This is a genomic window from Streptomyces sp. NPDC050164 (genome assembly GCF_044459945.1).
In the GTDB taxonomy this organism is placed as follows: Bacteria; Actinomycetota; Actinomycetes; order Streptomycetales; family Streptomycetaceae; genus Streptomyces; species Streptomyces coeruleorubidus_A.
This window is the reverse complement of sequence record NZ_JBITJK010000028.1, coordinates 33,517-54,529: the sequence shown is the minus strand read 5'-3', so window position 1 is coordinate 54,529 and position 21,013 is coordinate 33,517. Positions and strand designations below refer to the sequence as shown.

19 protein-coding genes are annotated in these 21,013 nt (G+C 73.4%); 11 read left to right on the top strand and 8 right to left on the bottom strand.

Annotated elements, in window-relative coordinates; translation table 11 throughout:
- Positions 1-128 precede the first annotated feature (128 nt).
- Both ACIBNA_RS30265 and ACIBNA_RS30260 read left to right on the top strand, forming a co-directional pair.
- Positions 129-2,921, top strand: a complete 2,793-nt coding sequence (locus ACIBNA_RS30265) for a DEAD/DEAH box helicase (protein WP_399168408.1) — start codon at positions 129-131, stop codon at positions 2,919-2,921.
- Positions 2,918-4,201: an SWF or SNF family helicase gene (locus ACIBNA_RS30260; RefSeq protein ID WP_399168358.1), complete on the top strand. Its 1,284-nt coding sequence runs from the start codon at positions 2,918-2,920 to the stop codon at positions 4,199-4,201. The genes ACIBNA_RS30265 and ACIBNA_RS30260 overlap by 4 nt, the downstream gene beginning before the upstream one ends.
- On the opposite strand, the gene ACIBNA_RS30255 is transcribed toward ACIBNA_RS30260, so the two are convergent.
- Both ACIBNA_RS30255 and xylA read right to left on the bottom strand, forming a co-directional pair.
- Positions 4,190-4,528: a hypothetical protein gene (locus tag ACIBNA_RS30255; RefSeq protein ID WP_399168357.1), complete on the bottom strand. Its 339-nt coding sequence runs from the start codon at positions 4,526-4,528 to the stop codon at positions 4,190-4,192. The two genes, ACIBNA_RS30260 and ACIBNA_RS30255, sit on opposite strands and share 12 nt — an antisense overlap.
- 202 nt (positions 4,529-4,730) lie before the next feature.
- The gene (gene xylA, locus ACIBNA_RS30250) at positions 4,731-5,897 is read right to left on the bottom strand and encodes a xylose isomerase (RefSeq protein WP_399168356.1); all 1,167 of its coding nucleotides are present in this window, start codon (positions 5,895-5,897) and stop codon (positions 4,731-4,733) included.
- A gap of 116 nt (positions 5,898-6,013) precedes the next feature.
- Between xylA and xylB the strand changes: the two genes are divergently transcribed.
- From xylB to ACIBNA_RS30220, 6 genes are all read left to right on the top strand, one after another.
- Entirely contained in the window at positions 6,014-7,459 is a 1,446-nt protein-coding gene (xylB, locus tag ACIBNA_RS30245) for a xylulokinase (protein ID WP_399168355.1), read from the top strand.
- Between the two features lie 15 nt (positions 7,460-7,474).
- Positions 7,475-8,683 (top strand): ROK family protein, encoded by a 1,209-nt coding sequence (locus ACIBNA_RS30240; protein WP_399168354.1) that lies wholly within the window; start codon positions 7,475-7,477, stop codon positions 8,681-8,683.
- Positions 8,684-8,907: 224 nt separating this feature from the next.
- Entirely contained in the window at positions 8,908-9,510 is a 603-nt protein-coding gene (locus tag ACIBNA_RS30235; protein ID WP_399168353.1) for an N-acetylmuramoyl-L-alanine amidase, read from the top strand.
- A 105-nt stretch (positions 9,511-9,615) separates the two neighbouring features.
- A complete protein-coding gene (locus tag ACIBNA_RS30230; RefSeq protein WP_399168352.1) occupies positions 9,616-10,011 on the top strand; it encodes a luciferase family protein in 396 nt (131 codons plus the stop codon).
- A 3-nt stretch (positions 10,012-10,014) separates the two neighbouring features.
- A complete protein-coding gene (locus ACIBNA_RS30225; protein ID WP_399168351.1) occupies positions 10,015-11,187 on the top strand; it encodes a bifunctional class I SAM-dependent methyltransferase/NUDIX hydrolase in 1,173 nt (390 codons plus the stop codon).
- Between the two features lie 126 nt (positions 11,188-11,313).
- On the top strand, positions 11,314-12,552 hold the full coding sequence (locus tag ACIBNA_RS30220) for a phosphodiester glycosidase family protein (RefSeq protein WP_399168350.1): 1,239 nt from the start codon (positions 11,314-11,316) through the stop codon (positions 12,550-12,552).
- A 2-nt stretch (positions 12,553-12,554) separates the two neighbouring features.
- Here ACIBNA_RS30220 and ACIBNA_RS30215 read toward each other — a convergent pair whose 3' ends face one another.
- The 6 genes from ACIBNA_RS30215 to ACIBNA_RS30190 form a co-directional block, all read right to left on the bottom strand.
- Positions 12,555-12,749 carry a hypothetical protein gene (locus tag ACIBNA_RS30215; RefSeq protein WP_274814636.1) on the bottom strand — a complete coding sequence of 65 codons (195 nt, stop codon included), beginning with the start codon at positions 12,747-12,749 and terminating at the stop codon, positions 12,555-12,557.
- A gap of 138 nt (positions 12,750-12,887) precedes the next feature.
- The gene (locus ACIBNA_RS30210; RefSeq protein WP_399168349.1) at positions 12,888-13,751 is read right to left on the bottom strand and encodes a phosphatidylinositol-specific phospholipase C/glycerophosphodiester phosphodiesterase family protein; all 864 of its coding nucleotides are present in this window, start codon (positions 13,749-13,751) and stop codon (positions 12,888-12,890) included.
- A 205-nt stretch (positions 13,752-13,956) separates the two neighbouring features.
- On the bottom strand, positions 13,957-15,039 hold the full coding sequence (locus tag ACIBNA_RS30205) for an acyl-CoA dehydrogenase family protein (RefSeq protein WP_399168348.1): 1,083 nt from the start codon (positions 15,037-15,039) through the stop codon (positions 13,957-13,959).
- Positions 15,036-16,253 (bottom strand): acyl-CoA dehydrogenase family protein, encoded by a 1,218-nt coding sequence (locus ACIBNA_RS30200; protein WP_399168347.1) that lies wholly within the window; start codon positions 16,251-16,253, stop codon positions 15,036-15,038. The genes ACIBNA_RS30205 and ACIBNA_RS30200 overlap by 4 nt, the downstream gene beginning before the upstream one ends.
- Positions 16,250-17,215, bottom strand: a complete 966-nt coding sequence (locus ACIBNA_RS30195; RefSeq protein WP_399168346.1) for an NADPH:quinone oxidoreductase family protein — start codon at positions 17,213-17,215, stop codon at positions 16,250-16,252. Before ACIBNA_RS30195 ends, ACIBNA_RS30200 begins: the two co-directional genes overlap by 4 nt.
- Before the next feature lie 125 nt (positions 17,216-17,340).
- Positions 17,341-17,913 (bottom strand): helix-turn-helix domain-containing protein, encoded by a 573-nt coding sequence (locus ACIBNA_RS30190; RefSeq protein ID WP_399168345.1) that lies wholly within the window; start codon positions 17,911-17,913, stop codon positions 17,341-17,343.
- A 78-nt stretch (positions 17,914-17,991) separates the two neighbouring features.
- On the opposite strand from ACIBNA_RS30190, the gene ACIBNA_RS30185 reads away from it, so the two are divergent.
- The 3 genes from ACIBNA_RS30185 (at position 17,992) to ACIBNA_RS30175 (ending at position 21,009) form a co-directional block, all read left to right on the top strand.
- The gene (locus ACIBNA_RS30185; RefSeq protein WP_399168344.1) at positions 17,992-18,921 is read left to right on the top strand and encodes an NAD(P)/FAD-dependent oxidoreductase; all 930 of its coding nucleotides are present in this window, start codon (positions 17,992-17,994) and stop codon (positions 18,919-18,921) included.
- Positions 18,922-19,015: 94 nt separating this feature from the next.
- On the top strand, positions 19,016-20,554 hold the full coding sequence (locus ACIBNA_RS30180; RefSeq protein ID WP_399168343.1) for an ATP-dependent DNA ligase: 1,539 nt from the start codon (positions 19,016-19,018) through the stop codon (positions 20,552-20,554).
- The gene (locus ACIBNA_RS30175) at positions 20,551-21,009 is read left to right on the top strand and encodes an NUDIX domain-containing protein (protein WP_399168342.1); all 459 of its coding nucleotides are present in this window, start codon (positions 20,551-20,553) and stop codon (positions 21,007-21,009) included. The genes ACIBNA_RS30180 and ACIBNA_RS30175 overlap by 4 nt, the downstream gene beginning before the upstream one ends.
- The last annotated feature ends 4 nt before the right edge of the window (positions 21,010-21,013 follow it).

The following is a 21,013-nucleotide window of genomic DNA, read 5'->3' as shown; positions in this document are numbered from 1 at the left end:
GGAAGTGCTGTACCCTCGGCGACTCCGACTCGCTAGTCAAATTTGAGGAACCAGCCATAGCCGAGCATCCGACTCCCCCGGCACCCTCCTCCGACCTCTTTGAACTGGCCCACTGCTGCGCCGTGTTCCTGCCCGGCGACCCGGCCCGTACGGGCAGCGTCGCCTTCTGGCGGCCGGACGGCGAGACCCCTCCGGCCACGGCGTCGGCGTCCGTCACGGACCTGACCGTCGTCGTGCCCGGCGTCGACGGGGTCGAGCCGCACAGCGTGCCCGCCGTCCTGGTGCCGGTGCGCACCGCCCTGCCGGTCCTCCTGCGCGCGCGTACCGGCGCGCAGGGGCACCGGGCCACCGTGTTCTGGGGCGCGGCGGCCGCGCACGCCCTGCACCTGGTGGCGCGCGGACTGCTGCTGCCGGGGCTGTCCCCGGGCGACCACGACGCCTGGCGCACGGGCCCGCTGCGCGCCCGGGACGTCGAGGCAGTGCGCCACCTGGCCGCCGCCATGCCGCCCGAGGCGCACGCCGTGCCGCTGGCGGGCGCCGGGCCGATGCGGCTGCCCGACCAGGAGCAGCTCCTGCGCGCCTTCCTCGACGCGGTCGCCGACACCCTGCCCCGCTCCCCCGCCGCGCCGCTGGTCACCGGCGGACCCGCCTACGCGTCGCCCGAGCCGGTACGGCTGCCCGAACAGCGCGCGTGGGCCGCCGACGTCGCCGCGGGCCACGACGCGGGGGTGCGGCTGTCGCTGCGGATCGAGGCGGACGGCCTGACGGACGCAGCGGCCGACGACGCGGATGTGACGTTCCGGGCCGTGCTCCAGGTGCACAGCGTGAGCGATCCCGCGCTCGTCGCGGACGCCGCGGACGTCTGGGCCGGTGCCGGGGGCGATGCCTTCGGCCCGCGCGCGCGGATGGACGCCCTGCTCGCCCTGCGTCGCGCGGCCCGGGCCTGGGCCCCGCTCACGCCCCTGCTGTCGGCGACCGTGCCGGACGCGGTCGAGCTCGCCGACGAGGAGGTCACGGAGCTGCTCGGCGCGGGCGCCCGGGCGCTGGCGGCGGCCGGAGTCGACGTGCACTGGCCGAAGGGACTGACCCGCGAGCTCACCACGCGCGCGGAGGTGGGCCCTTCCGACGACGAGCCGGAGTCCGGCAAGGCCTTCGCCGCCATGCCGTCGTTCCTGTCAGCCGACGCGCTGCTCTCCTTCGACTGGTCGTTCACGCTGGGCGACCGGCAGCTGAGCCGCGAAGAACTGGACCGCCTCGCCGAGGCCAAGCGCCCTGTGGTGCGGCTGCGCGACCAGTGGGTCCTGATCGACCCTCAGGAGGTACGCCTGGCCCGCTCCCGGCAGGACCACAAGGTGACGCCGGTGGACGCGCTGGGCACGGCCCTGACGGGCTGGGCGGAGGTGGACGGCCGCCGGATCGAGGTGCGGCCCACCGGGTGGCTGGCGGCCCTGCGGGAGCGGCTCGCGAACCCCGAGGCGCAGCAGCCGGTGGAGCAGCCGGCCGCCCTCGCGGCCACCCTGCGGGACTACCAGCGGCGGGGCCTGAACTGGCTCGCCGGCATGACCTCGCTGGGTCTCGGCTGCTGCCTCGCCGACGACATGGGGCTCGGCAAGACGATCACGCTGATCGCCCTGCACCTGCATCGGCAGACCGACGCCCGGTCCGCCGGACCCACCCTGGTGGTCTGCCCGACGTCCCTGATGGGCAACTGGCAGCGGGAGATCGAGCGGTTCGCACCCGGCACGCCCGTGCGGCGCTTCCACGGCGCGCGGCGCGGCCTCGACGGCCTGGCCGACGGGGAGTTCGTGCTCACCACGTACGGCACGATGCGCCTGGACGCGCCGCGGCTCGCCGAGGTGCCGTGGGGCATGCTCGTGACGGACGAGGCCCAGCACGTGAAGAACCCGCACTCCTCGACCGCGCGGGAACTGCGTTCCATCGGCGCACGCGCGCGCGTGGCGCTCACCGGCACCCCGGTGGAGAACAACCTGTCGGAGCTGTGGGCGATCCTCGACTGGACCACTCCGGGGCTGCTGGGCCGGCTCGGCACCTTCCGCCGACGGTACGCGGAGGCCGTCGAGGGCGGTCAGGATCCGGCCGCCGCGGACCGGCTGGCCCGGCTCTTACGGCCGTTCCTGCTCCGCCGCCGCAAGTCGGATCCGGGGATCGCGCCCGAGCTGCCGCCGAAGACGGAGACCGATCACGCGGTATCGCTCACCCAGGAGCAGGCAGGCCTGTACGAGGCCGTGGTGCGCGAGGCGCTCGCGGAGATCTCCGGCGCCGACAGCATGGCGCGGCGCGGACTGATCGTGAAGCTGCTGACCGGCCTCAAGCAGGTCTGCAACCACCCGGCGCAGTACCTCAAGGAGGAGCGGCCGGTGATCGCCGGGCGCTCGGGGAAGCTGGAGCTGCTGGACGAACTGCTCGACACGATTCTCGCCGAGGAGGCGGGCGTGCTGGTCTTCACGCAGTACGTGCAGATGGCCCGCCTCCTCGAACGGCACCTGGCCGCCCGCGGCACACCCTCGCAGTTCCTGCACGGCGGAACGCCCGTCGCCCAGCGCGAGGCCATGGTGCGGCGCTTCCAGGACGGCGAAGTGCCCGTGTTCCTGCTGTCGTTGAAGGCGGCGGGCACCGGCCTGAACCTCACCCGTGCCGAGCACGTCGTGCACTACGACCGCTGGTGGAACTCGGCCGTCGAGGCCCAGGCGACCGACCGCGCCTACCGCATCGGCCAGACCCGGCCCGTGCAGGTGCACCGGATCGTCGCCGAGGGCACCATCGAGGACCGCATCGCCGAGCTGCTGGCCCGCAAGCGGGAGCTGGCGGACGCGGTCCTGGGATCCGGCGAGGCCGCCCTCACGGAGCTGACGGACGCGGAACTGGCGGATCTGGTCGAGCTGCGAGGAGGCCTGCGATGACTCGGTACGACGGTGACACGGAGCGCACGTTCGCCGCGCTGCCGCCCGCGCGCGGGCGGGGCTTCGCACAGACCTGGTGGGGTCAGGCGTGGCTGAAGGCGCTGGAGGACACGGCACTGGACTCCACGCAGCTCAAGACGGGCCGCCGGCTCGCGCGCACGGGAGCGGTCGGCGCCGTGTCGGTGCGCCCGGGGCGCCTCACGGCTGTCGTGCAGGACCGCGACCGCACGGCGCACCGGGCCGACGTCCTGCTGGAGGAGCTCTCGCCCGGCCAGTGGGACCGCTTCCTGGACATGACCGTGGAGCGGGCCGGTCACGTTGCGGCGCTGCTGGACCGGGAGATGCCGCCGCACCTGGTCGAGGACGCGGCGGCCGCCGGCGTCGAACTGCTGCCGGGCCTGGGCGATCTGGAGCCGCAGTGCGGCTGCGGAGCCTGGGACCACTGCGGGCACACGGCGGCGCTCTGCTACCAGGTGGCGCGACTGCTGGACCAGGACCCGTTCGTCCTGCTCCTGATGCGGGGACGCGACGAAGCCACCCTGCTGAACGACCTCCAGTCGCGCGGCGCCGCGTCCGCCGCGGAGCGTTCCGACCAGGAGGGCGTGGACGCGGCCGAGGCGTACTCGGTCGGTGACATCCTGCCCCCGCTGCCGCCCCTGCCCGAACTGCCCGACGAGCCGGGGGTGCCGCCGTCCCTGGACACCGAGACACCGCCCGCTGCGGGCATCGACCCGGCCGCGCTGGAGTTCCTGGCCGCGCGGACCGCCGTACACGCCCACCGCCTGCTCGCGGAGTCGCTCCGGGAAGTGGACGGACGGCACGCTCCCGGCGCTGATCCGACGGTCTCGGAAGACGCCGTACGGCTGGCCGCGGGCGAGCCCGGGCGGGAGGTGGCAGACCGTCTCGCCGACGGGTCGGGGCGCGGCCGGGAGGGGCTGGCAGCGGCGGTCCGCGCCTGGCGCCACGGCGGTACGGCCGCGCTGAACGTGCTCGACGAGGAGTGGAAGGTGGAGGGCGAGACGCTCGCACGCGCGCGTGCCGCCCTGGAGTCGGCCTGGGACGCGGACGAGCGGCCGGAGCTGCGGGCGCGGGGCAATCGCTGGACGGTCGTCGGCGCACGGGTCCAGCTGCGCCTCGGCCGGGACGGCCGGTGGTGGCCGTACCACAAGGAACGCGGCCGCTGGCTGCCCGCGGGAGGCGCCGCGCAGGATCCGGCGACGGCACTGACGTCGGCGCAGCTCGCCGCCGGAGACGGAGCCGCTCTGGGTTCAGGGCAGTAGCTCGCCGGTGTCCAGGGACGGGAGGAGCGATTCCAGGTCGCTCGGCAGATCGCTCGGCAACTGGCTCGGAAAGCCCGAGGGCAGCCGGGTCGGGAGCTTGCTGGGCAACTCGGTGGGCAGCTCGGTGGGGATGCCGAATGACGGGGCGGGAGTGCGGCTCGTGCTTTCGGCGGGCGGCTCCCGGTCCGGCGAGTCGTCGCTTCCCCTGGCCATCAGCACCACGAGGGACACGGCTGCGACGGCCACGAGCACGGCGAGCAGGATGAGCAGTGGATTCCGGCGGCGGGGAGACCCGGGCGGGTGAGGCGGTACGGGCGGCATGGCCATACCGACCAGAATCGCCGCGCCCCGCTCAACGCGGGAGGGGCGCACTCACGTTGATACGGGCTCATGGCGTGGATCGCATGATTCCGGAGCATTGCGGACCGTGATTCCGGAGCATGACCGACCCTGATTCCGGAGCATTGCGGACCCGTTGGCCGGTCACACACCCCGTGACCGGCCGACGGACCCGCACGCGCGCGTGCGCTCAGCCACGTGCCCCCAGCAGGTGGTCCATCGCCAGCTGGTCCAGACGCTCGAAGGCCATGCCGCGGGCGGCGGCCGCCTCGACGTCGAAGGCCTCGAAGGCCGACCGGTCGGCGAGCAGGGACTGGAGACCGTCCGCGGCGGTGGGCTGGGCCAGCTCGTCCAGGCGGGACGCGCTCAGGGCCTCCTGGACCTCCGGGTCGGCGCGGAAGGCGGCGGCGCGCTCCTTGAGGATGAGGTAGTTGCGCATGCAGCCGGCCGCCGAGGCCCACACCCCGTCGAGATCCTCGGTCCGCGGCGGCTTGAAGTCGAAGTGCCGCGGACCGGTGTAGCCGGCCGACTCCAGCAGGTCGACCAGCCAGAACGCGGCGCGCAGGTCGCCCGCTCCGAAGCGCAGGTCCTGGTCGTACTTGATGCCCGACTGGCCGTTGAGGTCGATGTGGAACAGCTTGCCCGCCCACAGCGCCTGCGCGATGCCGTGCGGGAAGTTCAGCCCGGCCATCTGCTCGTGCCCGACCTCGGGGTTGACGCCGTACAGCTCCGGGCGCTCCAGGCGCTCGATGAACGCCAGGGCGTGGCCGACGGTGGGCAGCAGGATGTCGCCGCGCGGCTCGTTCGGCTTGGGCTCGATCGCGAAGCGCAGGTCGTAGCCCTGGGAGGTGACGTACTCGCCGAGCAGGTCGAAGGCCTCCTTCATCCGGTCCAGGGCCGCGTGGACGTCCTTGGCGCCGCCGGACTCGGCACCCTCACGGCCGCCCCAGGCCACGTACACCTGGGCGCCGAGCTCGACGGCGAGGTCGATGTTGCGGATGGTCTTGCGCAGCGCGTAGCGGCGCACGTCACGGTCGTTGGCGGTGAACGCGCCGTCCTTGAAGACCGGGTGCGTGAAGAGGTTGGTGGTGGCCATCGGGACCTTCATGCCCGTGGCGTCCAGCGCCTGCCGGAAGCGCTTGATGTGGGCCTCGCGCTCGGTGTCGCTCGAGCCGAACGGGATCAGGTCGTCGTCGTGGAAGGTGACGCCGTGGGCGCCGAGCTCGGCCAGTCGCTGCACCGTCTCGACCGGGTCGAGGGCACGCCGCGTGGCGTCGCCGAAGGGATCCCGTCCCTGCCAGCCGACGGTCCACAGTCCGAAGGTGAACCTGTCCTCGGGGGTGGGCTGGTAGCTCATGCCGCGGCTCCTTGCTCGCTGAGGCTATTTCGTCATGCCGATTTACAAATTAGTATGCGAGCACCTTCCTGGGAAGAGACAAGGTGTCTCGGGACGAGAGCAGAGGGAGAAACCCGATGTCAGCAGCCGAGGGTCCGCTCGTCGTCGGCGTGGACTCGTCCACCCAGTCCACCAAGGCGCTGGTCGTCGACGTGTCGACCGGCCGGGTCGTCGCGAGCGGCCAGGCGCCGCACACCGTCTCCTCGGGGGCCGGGCGCGAGAGCGATCCGCGCCAGTGGTGGGACGCGTTGTGCGAGGCCCTGCGCCAGTGCGGCGAGGCGGCGCACGAGGCCGCCGCGGTGTCGGTCGGCGGACAGCAGCACGGCCTGGTCACGCTGGACGACCGGGGCGAGCCGGTGCGGCCCGCCCTGCTGTGGAACGACGTGCGTTCGGCGCCGCAGGCGCGCCGGCTCACCGAGGAACTGGGCGGCGCGAAGTTCTGGGCCGAGCGCACCGGGCTCGTCCCCGCCGCTTCCTTCACGGTCACCAAATGGGCCTGGCTCGCCGAGCACGAGCCGGAGGCGGCGCGCGCCACGAAGGCCGTGCGTCTCCCCCACGACTACCTCACCGAGCGGCTCACCGGGCAGGGCACGACCGACCGCGGCGACGCCTCCGGGACGGGCTGGTGGGCGTCCGGGACGGAGTCGTACGACGACGAGATCCTGGCGCACGTGGGACTGGACCCGGCCCTGCTGCCCCGTGTGGTCCGGCCCGGCGAGGTGGCGGGCACGGTGCGCGACAGCCATGATCTGCCGTTCTCCAAGGGCACCCTGGTCGCCCCCGGCACCGGTGACAACGCCGCCGCGGCGCTGGGCCTCGGGCTGCGTCCCGGCATGCCGGTGATGAGTCTCGGCACCTCGGGCACGGTGTACGCGGTGTCGCAGCGGCGGCCCGCCGACCCGAGCGGCACGGTGGCCGGTTTCGCCGACGCCCGCGGTGACTGGCTGCCACTGGCCTGCACCCTGAACTGCACCCTCGCCGTGGACCGCGTCGCGACGCTGCTGGGCCTGGACCGCGAGGCCGTCGAGCCCGGCACGGCCGTGACGCTGCTGCCCTACCTGGACGGCGAACGCACCCCGAACCTGCCGAACGCCTCCGGTCTGCTGCACGGCCTGCGCCACGACACGACCGCCGGCCAGCTGCTCCAGGCCGCCTACGACGGTGCCGTCCACTCCCTGCTCGGCGCGCTCGACCTGGTCCTGGACCAGGACGCGGACCCGTCGGCGCCCCTGCTGCTGATCGGCGGCGGTGCCCGGGGCGCGGCCTGGCAGCAGACCGTACTACGGCTGTCAGGGCGTCCCGTGCAGGTGCCGGAGGCCAAGGAGCTGGTGGCGCTCGGCGCCGCCGCGCAGGCGGCCGGGGTGCTGACCGGGGAGGACCCGGCGGCGGTCGCCCGGCGCTGGAACACGGCGGCCGGGCCGGTGCTCGACGCCGTCGAGCGGGACGAGGCGACGCTGGCCAGGATCGCCGGGGTACTCTCCGACGCGGCTGCGCTGCTGGAGCGGCCCACGGACACCCACTGAGGACTGGCGTCAGGCATGACCGCACCGCTGCACGAGGCCCGTCCGGCCGGACCGGGGCGCGCCCTGCCGGACACCCAGCAGGGCATGCGCCGCCGCAACCTCGCCCGTGTCCTGCACGCCGTCCGTGCCGAGGGACCGCTGTCCCGGGCCGCCGTCGCCTCGCGGATCGGCCTGACCCGGGCGGCGGTGTCGACGCTCGTAGACGAACTCATCCGCTCGGGGCTACTGGAGGAGCTGGGGCCCGAACGGCCTGGCCGGGTGGGCCGCCCCGGCTCCGCGCTCGCGCTGAGCGGACGCGGCCCGGCGGGGATAGGCGCGGAGGTCGGCGTCGACCATCTCGCGGTCTGTGCCGTGGACCTGCGCGGCACGACCCGGTCGCGGGCGATACGCCAGGGCGCGAACCGCGGCCGCTCCCCCCGGCCCGTGCTCGCCGAGCTGACCGAACTCATCCGCCGGGTCGTCGCCGAGGCGGAGGGCGAGGGCCTGTGGCCGGCCGGTCTCGCCGTGGCCGTGCCCGGTCTGGTGGCGCGCGACGCCCGGACCGTCGTACGCGCCCCGAACCTCGACTGGCACGACACGGACCTCGGTGACCTGCTGCCGGCGGACCTCCCGCTGACCGTGGACAACGAGGCCAACTTCGGCGCCCTCGCAGAACTCTGGCTCGGCGAGGGCACGCCGCGCGACTTCCTGCACGTGTCGGCGGAGATCGGTATCGGCGCGGCGGTCGTGGTGGACGGCGGACTGCTGCGCGGAAGGCGCGGTTTCGCGGGCGAGTTGGGGCACGTGCCGGTCCGGCCGGACGGGCCTAAGTGCGCGTGCGGCGGGCGCGGGTGCCTGGAGCAGTACGCCGGCGAGGAGGCGGTGCTGCGCGCGGCCGGCCTGGAGCCGGATCAGGACCGGGTCGGGCTGCTGGCGGGGCGCGCGGCCGAGGGCGACGAGGACGTACGCCGTGCCCTGCGCGACGCGGGCACCGCGCTCGGAGTCGCCCTGACCGGGGCGGTCAACCTGCTCGACCCGGAGAGCGTGGTGCTGGGCGGGGAACTGTCCGGGCTGGCGCCGTGGCTGCTGCCGTCGTTGCGGGAGGAGTTGGCGCGCCGCACGGCGGGGCCGGCCTGTCCCGTGTCCGTGTCCCGGCTGGGTCCGCAGGGGCCGCTGCTGGGGGCCGCGCATTCGGTCGTGCGGGCGGTGCTGGACGATCCGGCCATCGTTGCCGAGCGGGCCTGAGACGGGCCCTGCCTACAGGCAAAGCCGGCCCACGAAGCCCCTCAATCACCCGACCGGGTGAGCGAGTTATCCACATTTCCGCGCCCTTCCCCCAAAAAGCATCGCGTCCTTCGGACCGACCGGCAGGCGCCGTAACTTGATCCACGCGGGCCGCGACCACAACAGCCGCGGCTCCGAGCAGTTGAGCAAGAGACACCGCCGTCGAGCCCGGAAGGCACACACTCATGGCACGGACAACTCCTTTCCCCAGCAGGCGAGGCCTCCTCATGGGCGCCGCCCTCACCGCCGTCCCGTTCGCTCTGTTCCCCGACGCACGGGCCACCGCCCGGCCCCAGGCCGTCGATCACCCCGGAGCCGCGTGGCATCCGGCGAGCCGCAGCAATTACACGCCGTCGAACCGCCCCCGCGCCCATCCGCTGCACTACGTGGTCATCCACGTCGCGCAGACGACCTACTCCGGCACCCTGTCCGTCTTCCGGAACCCCAGGACGAAGGTGTCCGCGCACTACGTGGTGCGCTCGTCCGACGGGCACGTGGCGCAGTGCGTGCGCGAGTCCGACATCGCGTGGCACGCGGGGAACTGGGACTACAACACCCGCAGCATCGGCATCGAGCACGAGGGATGGGTGGACCAGCCGTCGTTCTTCTCAGACGCGATGTACGAGCGGTCGGCCCGGCTCACCGCGGCGATCTGTGCGAGGTACGGCATCCCCAGGAACCGGGCGCACATCATCGGCCACCACGAGGTACCGGGCAGCGACCACACCGATCCGGGCCGCCACTGGGACTGGAAGCGCTACATGAGACTGGTCGACAACTCCGCCTGAGAACAGCGCATTTCGCCGCCCCTGCCCACGGCACCCGACCTCACGTCCCGGTTACAAAACGCTCAACCTCTGGTTGCGGCACGGTAATCACGCAACGATGGGACCATGAGTCTGGCCCAGCGCGCCCTGGAGCGTCTGCAGGCCTGGCCCGACCTGATGGCGGGCCCGGCGAGTTGCGGTACCGGACGGGCGCTCCGTTCCGTCCGTGACGAGATCGTCCACTTCCACTCGGCACGGGACGTGGACCTCCACCTCACTCGCCGGGCCATCCAGCGCTTCCACTACGACCTCGCCGGTTCGAGCGCGATCCACCTGGTTCCCGGATCGTGCTGGGTGACGGTCCACCTCGACTGCGACGCGGACGTCGACCTGCTGCTGAGCCTGGTGAGCATCGCCCTCAAGGCCCACCAGACCTGGCCGGCCGGCGAGGAGCCGGGGCTCGCCGGGTGCAACTTCCACCGAGTCACGGTCCTTCCGCGCGACGCCGCGGCGGGAGGCTGAGCGTTGGTGACGCGACCTGAGACCGTCAACGCCGAGGCCTGGCGCACGTACGGCGAACACCACCTGCGGCGTGGCACGGTGCTGCCCGAGGTGGCGCGGATCGACTGGGGATTCGAGGGCGCCGGACCGGGGATCGAGGTGCTCGGGGAGCTGGCTGGCAGGCGAGTGCTGGACCTCGGGTGCGGTCCGGCCCGGCACGCCGCCCATCTGGTCCGTGCTCACGGCGCGCTGGTGGACGCCGTCGACTCCTCGGCCGGACAGTACGAACGGGCGCGCGCCCGCTACGGCTCCCTGCCCGGGCTGCGCCTGGTCCTGGCCGACGCGGTGGAGCATCTGCGCTCGGCGGAGCCGTACGACGTCATCTACTCGGTCAACGCCGTGCCGTACATCGACCCGCACCGGCTGCTGCCCGCCCTGGCCGCGGCGATCAAGCCGGGCGGCAGGCTCTGCTTCACCGTGCTGCACACCAACTCGCACGGTGACGGACCGTCGGACGAGGTCATCGCCCGGCCGGAGATCCTGCGGCTGGCCGGCGGCGGGGAGGTCACCGTCCGGATGTGGGTCCTCGAACCGGAGCTCTGGACGGCCCTGCTCGCCGAGCACGGGCTGCGCGTGGAGCAGGTCGACGTCCTCGACACGCCGCAGGACGGCAACCACGCGTCGTACCGGCTCTTCCGGGCGATTCGGCCCGTCCGTGTCTCCTCCCGGCCGCGCACCGCCAAGCCGCCGGTGGCCCACGCCGCGCTCGGGGTCGGCGCCGTCCTGCACGGCCCCCGAGGACTGCTCCTGGGCCGGCACCGGCACGGGACGTGGGAGCTGCCCGGCGGGACGGTGGAGCCCGGGGAGTCGTTGCAGGAGGCGGTCGTGCGCGAACTCGGCGAGGAGACGGGGCTCGACGCCCGGCCGGAGGACGTCCGGCTGCTCGGGACGCTCCTCGACGACGCCGGCGGTGTCGTACGGGTGACGGTGGCCGCCCGGGTCACCGCCTGGCGGGGAGAGCCGTCGGACCAGCCCGGGGAGAGCGTGGGCCGCTGGCGCTGGTTCGCCCTGGACCGGCTTCCGGAGGAGCTGTTCGTGTGCAGCGCGCAGGCCCTCACCGTCTGGCGGCCGGGTCTGGCGATCGACCACGCGCCCGCTCACTTCACGCCGTACGACACCGGAACGGGCGACGGCTGAAGCACCCAGCGGGGTGCGTTTTTCAGCCGTTCCCGCGTAGTCGGCGCTCAGCCACCCTGCCGGCCCTCGTGGTCTGGTGCACTGCCCCTGAGGATCCGGGCAGTTGACGAGGCATCAGGGGGCGCGGTGACAGGTCGTCGCAGGCGACGGGGAGCAGGCAGAGCGGTACTGGCGTTTCTCACGGCGTTCGGCGCGCTGACCGGTGCGGCCCTGGCGGGGGCGGCACCGGCCGGCGCCGTCCAGAAGGGCGGACGGGTCGCGCCGGGAGTCACGTACGAGGAGTTCGACATCAAGGCGGCCAAAGGAGTGACCCATGCGCACGTGCTGAGGGTCGACCTGGGCCATCCGCGGGTACGGGTCGATCTGCTGTATCCCGGGGCGGTGGCCTCGCGCGCGCAGGTCTCGCGGATGGCCGACGCCCAGGGGGCCGTCGCCGGTGTCAACGGCGACTTCTTCAACATCACCGAGACGCAGCACCCGGGCGTCGAGGCGACCGGCGCGAGCGTGGGTCCGGCGATCGCGGCCGGGCGGACGCTCAAGGCGGCCGTGCCGAACGGCCAGCGCTTCGGGCCCGCGCTGCCGCCCGGCACGACCACCGAGGACGTGTTCGGCGTCGGCACCGACGGAGTGGCGCGGCTGGACCGGCTGGCCCTGGACGGCTCGGTCCGAACGGAGGAGGCGCAGGTGCCGCTGGGCGGGCTCAATCAGTACGCGCTGCCGGTGGGTTCGATCGGTGCGTTCACCCCCGAATGGGGCAGCGTCTCCCGCGTGCGCGCGACGTGCGGCACGGACACGGACCGGGCCGCGCCCTGCAGTACGGACACGTACGAGGTGACGGTCCGCGACGGCAAGGTCGTGTCGGCCGCTGACACACCCGGCAGCGGTCCCATCGCCGCGGGCACCACCGTGCTGGTCGGCCGGGAGGCCGGGGCCCAGCGGTTGCGGAAGCTGTCCACCGGCGAAGCGGTCGAGGTCGAGCACCGTCTCGTGGCGGCCACGGACGGCGCCGCCTACCGGCTCGCCCTCGGCGGCTACCCGGTCCTCACGGGCGGGCGGCCGCTGCCGGGTCTGGACGACACGACGTCGGCCGTCCGTACGGCCGTGGGGATCGCCGACGACGGACGGTGCATGCTGCTGCTCGCACTGGACGGCGCCGCCGCCTACCGCAGCGGCCTGACGATCGCCGAAGTGGCCGACACCATGCGGAAGCTGGGCTCGGACGACGCCTTCAGCCTGGACGGCGGCGGGTCGTCGACGCTGGTCGCCCGGAAGGCGGGCGCGAGCACCGTCTCGGTACGCAACCACCCCAGCGGCGGCGCCGAACGCGCCGTTCCGAACGGCATCGGCGTGTTCTCGGGAACGTGACGTCAGGGCCGCAGACCGCTGACGATGTCCGCCGTCGCCGTGAGACCGCTGTGGATGGTGGGAGCGATGCTGGTGCTGGCCAGGTAGAAGCCGAGCAGCAGGCAGACCAGCGCATGCGAGACCTTCAGCCCGCCGTTGCGCAGGAAGATCACCGCCAGGATCGCGAGCAGCAGCACCACAGAGATGGAAATGGCCATCGTCGACTCCTCCGCCACGCCGCCATGTCTGGTTCACGGCGTTCGGCCGTAAGTGTGGCGTAGCGGAGGGTTCGTCCGGGCGGCTGACCTGTCCGCCGAACGTGTGATGTTCTACGTGTCCAACGTGTCGTGCGCGTCCTACGCCGCCCGCCGGGCGTCCAGGAACGCCTCCAGTCCGGCGAGGTCGTCGGTGTTGAGGTAGTCGACGTCCGCGGCGAGCAGTTCGGCCCACAGCGCGTCCCGGGCGGGCCCGGCCAGGTCCGGGGTCGCCCAGAACCGCACCTTCTGCCCCCGCTTGTGGGCGGCCCGGACGATGCCCCGCAGCTTCTCCCGCTCGGCGTCCGGGAACGCGCCCACGCCCCGCCAGGTGAAGTTGAGCGTCCAGTTGTCGCTGATCAGCGGTATGAAGGAGGCTGGCGCCTGGCTGCCGAGGTCGGCGAGCCGGCCGTCGTAGAAGGCACGCCGGAGGGTCTGGGCCTCCATGGGGGCGCGGGCCGCGCGGTCGCCGGAGATGACGGCGGTGACCGGGCCGGGCAGGACGCGGCCGTGGGCGTACGTCGTGAACAGGTGCCGGTAGCGCCTGAGGTGGCGGTCGAGTTCGAGGTACGTCGACGAGCCCTCGGTCTTGATGTCGACGAGCAGTTGCAGCGACCCGCGGTACCCCCGGTACACGCGGCCGCCGTTGGCCCGCACGCGCGCGGCGAGCGGGTCGAGGTAGAGGGACTCCAGTGTGCGGGCCGGGTCGAGGTCCTCCGGGTCGTGGGCGACGAGGAGCTGGTCGCCGACGAGGTGGATGTCGGCTTCGACGCTGCCGAACCGGTGGTCCAGGGCGTCGAACAGGGGGCGCGGGTGCTCGTAGTCGTTGTGGGCGTGGGCGCGCCACAACGGGCGGGGCCCGTGCCGCCGTTCGCCGGCGAGGGCTTGGGTGGCGGGGAGGGCGACCGAGCCCGCGAGGGCGGCGCCGAGGGTGGTGAGGGCTCTGCGACGGGTGGTGAGGTCCATGCTCTGCCTCCCTGGAGGTGCCGTACGGGAACCCTGCGAGTATGGGTCAGGGCAGGGCCAAGGAGCAGGGCCTTGCGGGGAGTTGGCCTCGGTGCCGTCGTGCGTTCACTTCGCCGGAGCAGGGCGCACGGAAAAGCCCGCCCCTGGTGGGACGGGCTTTTCTCCGGCGTCGACGAGGCGTTGAGAGGCGTCAGCCAGGTGTCTGTCAGGGGGCCTGGAGGTCGACCAGTCCGGCAAGTGCCTCCCGGTGGGCGCCGGCCGTGCCGTAGGCGATCGAGTCGGCCTTCGCACGCTTCAGGTACAGGTGCACCGGGTGCTCCCACGTCATGCCGATGCCGCCGTGCAGTTGCAGTGCCTCCTCGGCGGCGTGGACGGCCACGGGCGCCGCGCAGGCCTGGGCGACGGTGACCGCCACGTCGGCGTCCCGGCCGGTCGACAGGGCGTCGGCGGCGTTGCGGGCGGCCGCGCGGAGGCCCGCGACCTCCAGCCACAACTGGGCCAGCCGGTGCTTGAGCGCCTGGAAGCCGCCGACGGGCCGGTTGAACTGCTTGCGGTCCTTGAGGTAGCGGACGGTCTCCGTCAGCGTCCAATCGGCCAGGCCGAGCTGTTCGGAGGCGAGCAGCCCGGCTCCGGCGCGCAGGGCCCGGCGTACGGCGGGTTCGGCGTCGCCCAGCAGCCGCCCCGGCACCCCGTCGAGTGTGACGGTCGCCAGCGGCCGGGTCAGGTCCAGGGAGACCTGGGGTGTGATGGTCGCCGCGGTGGCGTCGACCGCGTACAGGCCGCCGTCGTCGGCGGGCACGAGCAGCACGTCGGCGACGGCCGCGTCCGCGATGCCGGCCAGTTCGCCGTGCAGCAGGCCGTTGTCGTAGGGGACGACCTTGTAGGCGGCGCCCGGTGCGATGTTGAGGGCGACCGCGAGGGCTCCGATCGACGTCCCGGAGGCGAGCTCGGTGAGCAGGTCGTCGGTCCCGCAGGCCAGCAGCGCCTCGGTGGCGACGACCGCACTCGTGAGGTACGGGACGGGCGCGACCGCACGCCCCAGTTCCTCCAGCACCACGGCGGCTTCCCGGTGCGTGGCGCCCTGGCCGTCCAGCTCCTCCGGCACCAGCAGGCCCGCGAGGCCCATGCCGTCGGTGAGGGCCTTCCACAGCGCCAGGTTGTGCGGGGCGTCCGACTCGATGCGGGCGATGACGCCGGGCGCGTCGCAGTGGTCGGCGAGCAGGTCGCGGACGGCGGCGCGCAGCGCCTCTTCCTCCTCCGAGTACAACAGGTCGGGCTGTGTGCTCATCGGGCGAGGTCCTTCCAGGCGACGTCCTTGTCGGTGCGCGGTTCGGCGGGCAGGCCGAGGACGCGCTCGGCGACGATGTTCAGCAGGACCTCGCTGGTCCCGCCCTCGATGCTGTTGCCCTTGGAGCGCAGGTAGCGGTAGCCGGCCTCGCGGCCGGTGAAGTCGACCAGCTCCGGTCGGCGCATGGTCCAGTCGTCGTACAACAGGCCCTCCGCACCGAGGAGTTCCATCTCCAGGCCGCTGATCTCCTGGTTGAGGCGGGCGAAGGCGAGCTTCATGCCGGCGCCTTCGGGGCCGGGCTGGCCGGCCACGAGCTGCTGGCGCAGCCGCTCGCCGGTGAGCCGGGCGACCTCGGCCTCGACCCAGAGCTTCAGCAGGCGCTGGTGCAGGTCGTGGGTGCGCAGCTCCGATCGCTCGCGCCAGGTCCTGGAGACCGGGCCGATCATGCCGCCCTCGCGGGGCAGCCGCATGCCGCCGATGGCGACGCGCTCGTTGTTCAGGGTGGTCTGCGCGACCCGCCAGCCGTCACCGACCTCGCCGAGGCGGCGGGAGTCCGGGATGCGGACGTCGGTGAGGAACACCTCGTTGAACTCGGCCTCACCGGTGATCTGCCGCAGCGGGCGCACCTCGACACCCGGGTCGGTCATGTCGCAGACGAAGTACGTGATGCCCCGGTGCTTGGGCACGTCCGGGTCGGTGCGGGCGATGAGGATCGCCCAGCGGGCCACGTGGGCGCTGGACGTCCAGACCTTCTGCCCGTTGACGACCCAGTCTCCCCCACTCTCGGCTTCGCTCGAGCGGGAGGTGCCCCCATCCTCCCGGACGGCCCGGGTGCCCAGTGCGGCGAGGTCGGATCCGGCACCCGGCTCGCTGAACAGCTGACACCAGACCTCCTCCCCCGTCCACAGGGGCCTGAGGTACCGCCGCTTCTGCTCCTCGGTGCCGTAGCCCAGGATGGTCGGCGCGGCCATCCCGAGGCCGATGCCGATGCGCCGCGGGTCGTTGTCGGGCGCCCCGGCCGCCTCCAACTCGGCGTCCACGACGGCCTGGAGGGAACGGGGAGCGCCGAGTCCGCCGAGGCCCTCCGGGTAGTGCACCCAGGCCAGTCCGGCGTCGAAGCGGGCCCGGAGGAAGTCCAGGCGGTCGGTCGAGGCCGGCGGGTGAGCGGCCAGCAAGTCCTGTGTGCGACGGCGCAGTTCCTCGGCGCTGGTCATGCTGCCTCCTCCATGACGACGGCGACCCGGCCGGTGGTGAGGCCGTCCGCGACCTTCTGCACGGCGGTGGCGGCCCCGCCGAGCGGCACGCGTTCGCTCACCAGCGGCTTGATCGCGCCCCGGGCGGCCAGCTCGGTGAGCTGCTCGTGGCAGTGCCGGACGAGCTTCGGGTTCTTGGTGTTGTACAGGCCCCAGTGCAGGCCGAGGATCGAGTAGTTCTTCACCAGGGCGTGGTTCAGTCCCGGGCTGGGGATCGTGCCGCTGGCGAAGCCGACGACCACGATGCGCCCCTCGAAGGCGACGGCCTTGGCGGACTGGGCGTAGGCCTCGCCGCCGACCGGGTCGTAGATCACGTCGGCGCCCCGGCCGCCGGTGGCCTCCTTGACGGCGGCGACGACGTCCTCGCAGCGCCGGTCGATCACGACGTCGCAGCCCAGCTCGCGGGCGACGGCCGCCTTCCCGGAGCCGCCGACGACACCGATGACGGTGGCGCCGGCGGCCTTCCCGAGCTGCACGGCCGCGCTGCCGACCCCTCCTGCGGCAGCGTGGACGAGCAGGGTCTCGCCGACCTCCAGACCGGCCCGGCGGTGCAGACCGAACCAGCCGGTCTGGTAGCCGATGTGCAGGGCCGCGGCCTCCGCGTCGTCCAGGGCGTCCGGCGCGGGCAGGAGGGCGGCCAGGTCCGCGACGGCGTACTCGGCGAAGCCGCCGTACGGCAGCGCCGGGTTGGCGATCACCCGGCGGCCGTCCTCGGTCTCGCCGCAGATCTCCACGCCCGGGGTGAACGGCAGCGGCGGCCTGACCTGGTACTGGCCGCGGCACAGCAGGGCGTCGGGGAAGTTGATGTTCGCGGCGCGCACCTTCAGCAGGACCTGACCGTCGCCGGGCGCGGGCGCTTCCACGTCCTCCAGCCGCATCACCTCACCCGGCTCGCCGTTCTCGTGCACTTGCCATGCCTGCATGCGGGGCCTCCACGGGCTGCGTCGACTGCGTCGTCCGACCGGGGTCGAGTCGCATACTAAGCGGTCGCTTGCAGATCAGGGAACCGTCTCCGGGTGACGAGTGCCGCCGGGAGGTATCTCGTACGTCACGACCGCCTGGGCCGCGCCCGCACATGCATCCGCTCCCCCTGCGGCCCGAACAGGCTGAGGAACTCCACGGGCCCCTCCCCCGTCGACCCGAACCAGTGCGGCACGCGGGTGTCGAACTCCGCCGCCTCCCCCGCCGTGAGCACCACGTCGTGCTCGCCCAGCACCAGGCGCAGCTTCCCGGACAGCACGTACAGCCACTCGTAGCCCTCGTGCGTGCGCGGGTCCGGCTCCTGTCTGCGCTGGGGTTCCAGCACCTTGTAGGCCTGGAGGCCGCCGGGCTGGCGGGTGAGCGGCCAGTGGGTGCGGCCGAACATCTCGATCGGCTTGGACCGCACCCGCGGGTCTCCGGCCGACGGGGCTCCGACCAGCTCGTCCAGGGCCACCTGGTGGGCCCGGGCGATCGGCAGCAGCAGCTCCAGGCTGGGTTTGCGCAGGCCGGACTCCAGTCGCGACAGGGTGCTGACGGAGATGCCGGTGGTCTCGGAGAGGGCCGCCAGGGTCACCTCCCGCTCCTTGCGCATCTGCCGCAGCCGGGGGCCGACGCCCGCGAGTACCTCGTCCGTAGTCATGGTGGTATTGCAGGTTCGGCAAACACGTTTGTCAATCCCGTGACACCGGGGCGACTCTCGGCGGTGGAGGTGGTCACCATGACCGAGAAGTACGCAGTGGTCGTCATCGGCGGGGGCGCGGCGGGTCTGTCCGCGGCGCTGGTGCTGGGCCGGGCCCGGCACCAGACGCTGGTCGTCGACGCGGGCGAGCCGCGCAACGCGCCCGCCGCGCACATGCAGGGCTATCTGTCGCGCGACGGGATGCCGCCCGCCGAGTTCCTCTCCGTCGGCCGGGAGGAGATCGCGCGGTACGGCGTGGAGCTCGTGCGGGACCGGGTGGTGGAGGTGGAGAAGGGCGAGGACTTCGCCGTGGTGCTGGCCGGCGGGCGACATGTACACGCCCGGCGGCTGGTGATCGCGACCGGGTTGAAGGACGAGCTGCCGACGGTTCCCGGCATCGCCGAGCGGTTCGGCCGGGACGTGCTGCACTGCCCGTTCTGCCACGGCTGGGAGGTGCGCGACCAGCCGTTCGGGGTGCTGGCGTCGAGCCCGGCGAGCGTGCACCAGGCGCTGATCGTGTCCCAGTGGTCGAAGGACGTGCGGTTCTTCCTGCACACGGTCGCCGAGGAGGAACTGTCCGACCAGGATCTGCGCCGGCTGGCCGCGGCCGGGGTGGACGTGGTGCCCGGCGAGGTCGCGGGGCTGGTGGTCGAGGACGACCGGCTCACCGGTGTCCGGCTCACCGACGGCACGACGCACGCCCGCTCCGTACTCTTCGTCGGCCCGCGCCCCGCCCCGCAGACCGGCCTGCTGGAGCGGCTCGGCGCCGAGCTGCGCGAGACGCCCTTCGGCGCGTACCCGGTGGTCGACCCGACCGGGCTGACGACCGTCCCGGGCGTGTGGGCCGCGGGCAACGCGATCGGCTTCGCCGAGCAGGTCGTGCACGCGGCGAGCGGCGGATACCGGGCGGCGTCGGCGATCGTCGGGGATCTGCTGATGACCGACCTCGACGCGGCCGCCCGGGAGTAGAAGTGCCACCTGCGCGAGGCGTCGGCGACCTGACGGCGGACCGCGACCCCGCCATCCGGGTGTAGAGGCGGCTCCTGAGGTGCACCATGGCTGCATGCTGTTGCACCGGCTGGCCCGAGTGTCCCAGGAGGTCGCCGCCACCTCGGCGCGGTCCCGGAAGACGGCCCTGCTCGCGGAGCTCTTCCGGGACGCGGAGGCGGACGACGTGCCGATCGTCATCCCGTACCTGGCGGGCCGGCTGCCGCAGGGCCGGATCGGCGTCGGCTGGAAGGTGCTGAGCCGCCCGGTCGCCCCCGCCGCCGAACCGGGCCTGAGCGTGCGGGACGTGGACGCCCGGCTGTCGGAGCTGGCCCAGGTGTCCGGCTCCGGCTCCCAGGCGGAACGGGCCCGGCTGGTCGGGGAGTTGATGGGCGCGGCCACCGAGGACGAACAGCGGTTCCTGATCGGGCTGCTCACCGGGGAGGTACGGCAGGGCGCGCTGGACGCCGTCGCGGTCGAGGGACTGGCCCAGGCGACCGGGGCGCCCCCGGCGGACGTACGACGGGCCGTGATGCTCGCCGGCTCCCTCCAGACGGTCGCCGAGGCGCTGCTCACGGACGGCCCCGCCGCCCTGGACCGCTTCCGCCTCACCGTCGGCCGCCCGGTCTGGCCGATGCTGGCGCACAGTGCCTCCTCCGTCGCCGAGGCGGTGGACAAGCTCGACGCCTGCGCGGTCGAGGAGAAGCTGGACGGCATCCGCGTCCAGGTGCACCGGGACGGCGACACGGTACGGCTCTACACCCGCACCCTCGACGACATCACCGACCGCCTGCCCGAAGTGACGGCCGCCGCGCTTGAGTTGCGGGGCGAGCGGTTCATCCTGGACGGCGAGGTGATCTCCTTCGACGAGGGCGGCCGCCCCCGCTCGTTCCAGGAGACAGCCGGACGCGTCGGCTCGCGCACGGACGTGGCGACGGCGGCACGCGCGGTGCCGGTCTCCCCCGTCTTCTTCGACGCGCTGTCCGTCGACGGCCACGACCTGCTCGACCTGCCGTTCGCCGAGCGGCACGCCGAGCTGGCCCGGTTGGTCCCCGAGCCGATGCGCGTGCGCCGCACGACCGTGTCCGGCCCGGACGACCTGCACACGGCGGAGGAGTTTCTCGCCGAGACGCTGAAGCGCGGCCACGAGGGCGTCGTCGCCAAGGCGCTGGACGCCCCCTACAGCGCGGGCCGGCGCGGCGCGTCCTGGCTGAAGGTCAAGCCCGTCCACACCCTCGACCTGGTCGTCCTGGCCGCCGAGTGGGGCCACGGCCGCCGCACCGGCAAGCTCTCCAACCTCCACCTCGGCGCCCGCACCGCCGACGGCGGCCTCGCCATGCTCGGCAAGACCTTCAAGGGCATGACCGACGCGATGCTGACCTGGCAGACCGAACGGCTCCGGCAGCTCGCCGCCGACGACGACGGCCACGTCGTGACCGTCCGCCCGGAACTCGTCGTCGAGATCGCCTACGACGGTCTCCAGCGCTCCACCCGCTACCCGGCCGGCGTCACCCTGCGCTTCGCCCGCGTGGTCCGCTACCGGGAGGACAAGCGCCCCGAGGACGCCGACACGGTGGAGACGCTGCTGGCCGCGCACCCGGAGGTGAGCCCGTGAAGCGCAGTGCCGGCCTGCTGCTCTTCCACCACACCGACGACGGCCCCGAAGTACTGCTCGGCCACATGGGCGGCCCCTTCTTCGCCCGGCGCGACGCCGGGGCGTGGACCATCCCCAAGGGCGAGTACGAGCCCGACGAGTCCGCCTGGGCGGCCGCCCGGCGCGAGTTCGAGGAGGAACTGGGTCTGCCCCCGCCCGACGGCGAGGCCCTCGCGCTGGGCGAGATCCGGCAGACAGGCGGCAAGATCGTCACGGCCTGGGCGATCGAGGCGGACCTCGACCCGGCGACGATCGCGCCCGGCACGTTCCGGATGGAGTGGCCGCCGAGGTCGGGGCAGCTCCAGGAGTTCCCCGAGCTGGACCGGGTGGCGTGGTTCGGGCTCGACCGGGCCCGAGCGGTGATCGTCAAGGCGCAGGCGGCGTTTCTGGACCGCCTGGCGGAGCACTCGCCCTGAGGAG

Bases quoted from the DNA above. Each gene is read 5' to 3' on its own strand.
- ACIBNA_RS30205 (WP_399168348.1), bottom strand. From the start codon at position 15,039: ATGAGCACACAGCCCGACCTGTTGTACTCGGAGGAGGAAGAGGCGCTG.
- ACIBNA_RS30190 (WP_399168345.1), bottom strand. From the start codon at position 17,913: ATGACTACGGACGAGGTACTCGCGGGCGTCGGCCCCCGGCTGCGGCAG.
- ACIBNA_RS30260 (WP_399168358.1), top strand. From the start codon at position 2,918: ATGACTCGGTACGACGGTGACACGGAGCGCACGTTCGCCGCGCTGCCG.
- xylA (WP_399168356.1), bottom strand. From the start codon at position 5,897: ATGAGCTACCAGCCCACCCCCGAGGACAGGTTCACCTTCGGACTGTGG.
- ACIBNA_RS30180 (WP_399168343.1), top strand. From the start codon at position 19,016: ATGCTGTTGCACCGGCTGGCCCGAGTGTCCCAGGAGGTCGCCGCCACC.
- ACIBNA_RS30185 (WP_399168344.1), top strand. From the start codon at position 17,992: ATGACCGAGAAGTACGCAGTGGTCGTCATCGGCGGGGGCGCGGCGGGT.
- ACIBNA_RS30215 (WP_274814636.1), bottom strand. From the start codon at position 12,749: ATGGCCATTTCCATCTCTGTGGTGCTGCTGCTCGCGATCCTGGCGGTG.
- ACIBNA_RS30235 (WP_399168353.1), top strand. From the start codon at position 8,908: ATGGCACGGACAACTCCTTTCCCCAGCAGGCGAGGCCTCCTCATGGGC.
- xylB (WP_399168355.1), top strand. From the start codon at position 6,014: ATGTCAGCAGCCGAGGGTCCGCTCGTCGTCGGCGTGGACTCGTCCACC.
- ACIBNA_RS30255 (WP_399168357.1), bottom strand. From the start codon at position 4,528: ATGGCCATGCCGCCCGTACCGCCTCACCCGCCCGGGTCTCCCCGCCGC.
- ACIBNA_RS30230 (WP_399168352.1), top strand. From the start codon at position 9,616: ATGAGTCTGGCCCAGCGCGCCCTGGAGCGTCTGCAGGCCTGGCCCGAC.
- ACIBNA_RS30240 (WP_399168354.1), top strand. From the start codon at position 7,475: ATGACCGCACCGCTGCACGAGGCCCGTCCGGCCGGACCGGGGCGCGCC.
- ACIBNA_RS30210 (WP_399168349.1), bottom strand. From the start codon at position 13,751: ATGGACCTCACCACCCGTCGCAGAGCCCTCACCACCCTCGGCGCCGCC.
- ACIBNA_RS30195 (WP_399168346.1), bottom strand. From the start codon at position 17,215: ATGCAGGCATGGCAAGTGCACGAGAACGGCGAGCCGGGTGAGGTGATG.
- ACIBNA_RS30200 (WP_399168347.1), bottom strand. From the start codon at position 16,253: ATGACCAGCGCCGAGGAACTGCGCCGTCGCACACAGGACTTGCTGGCC.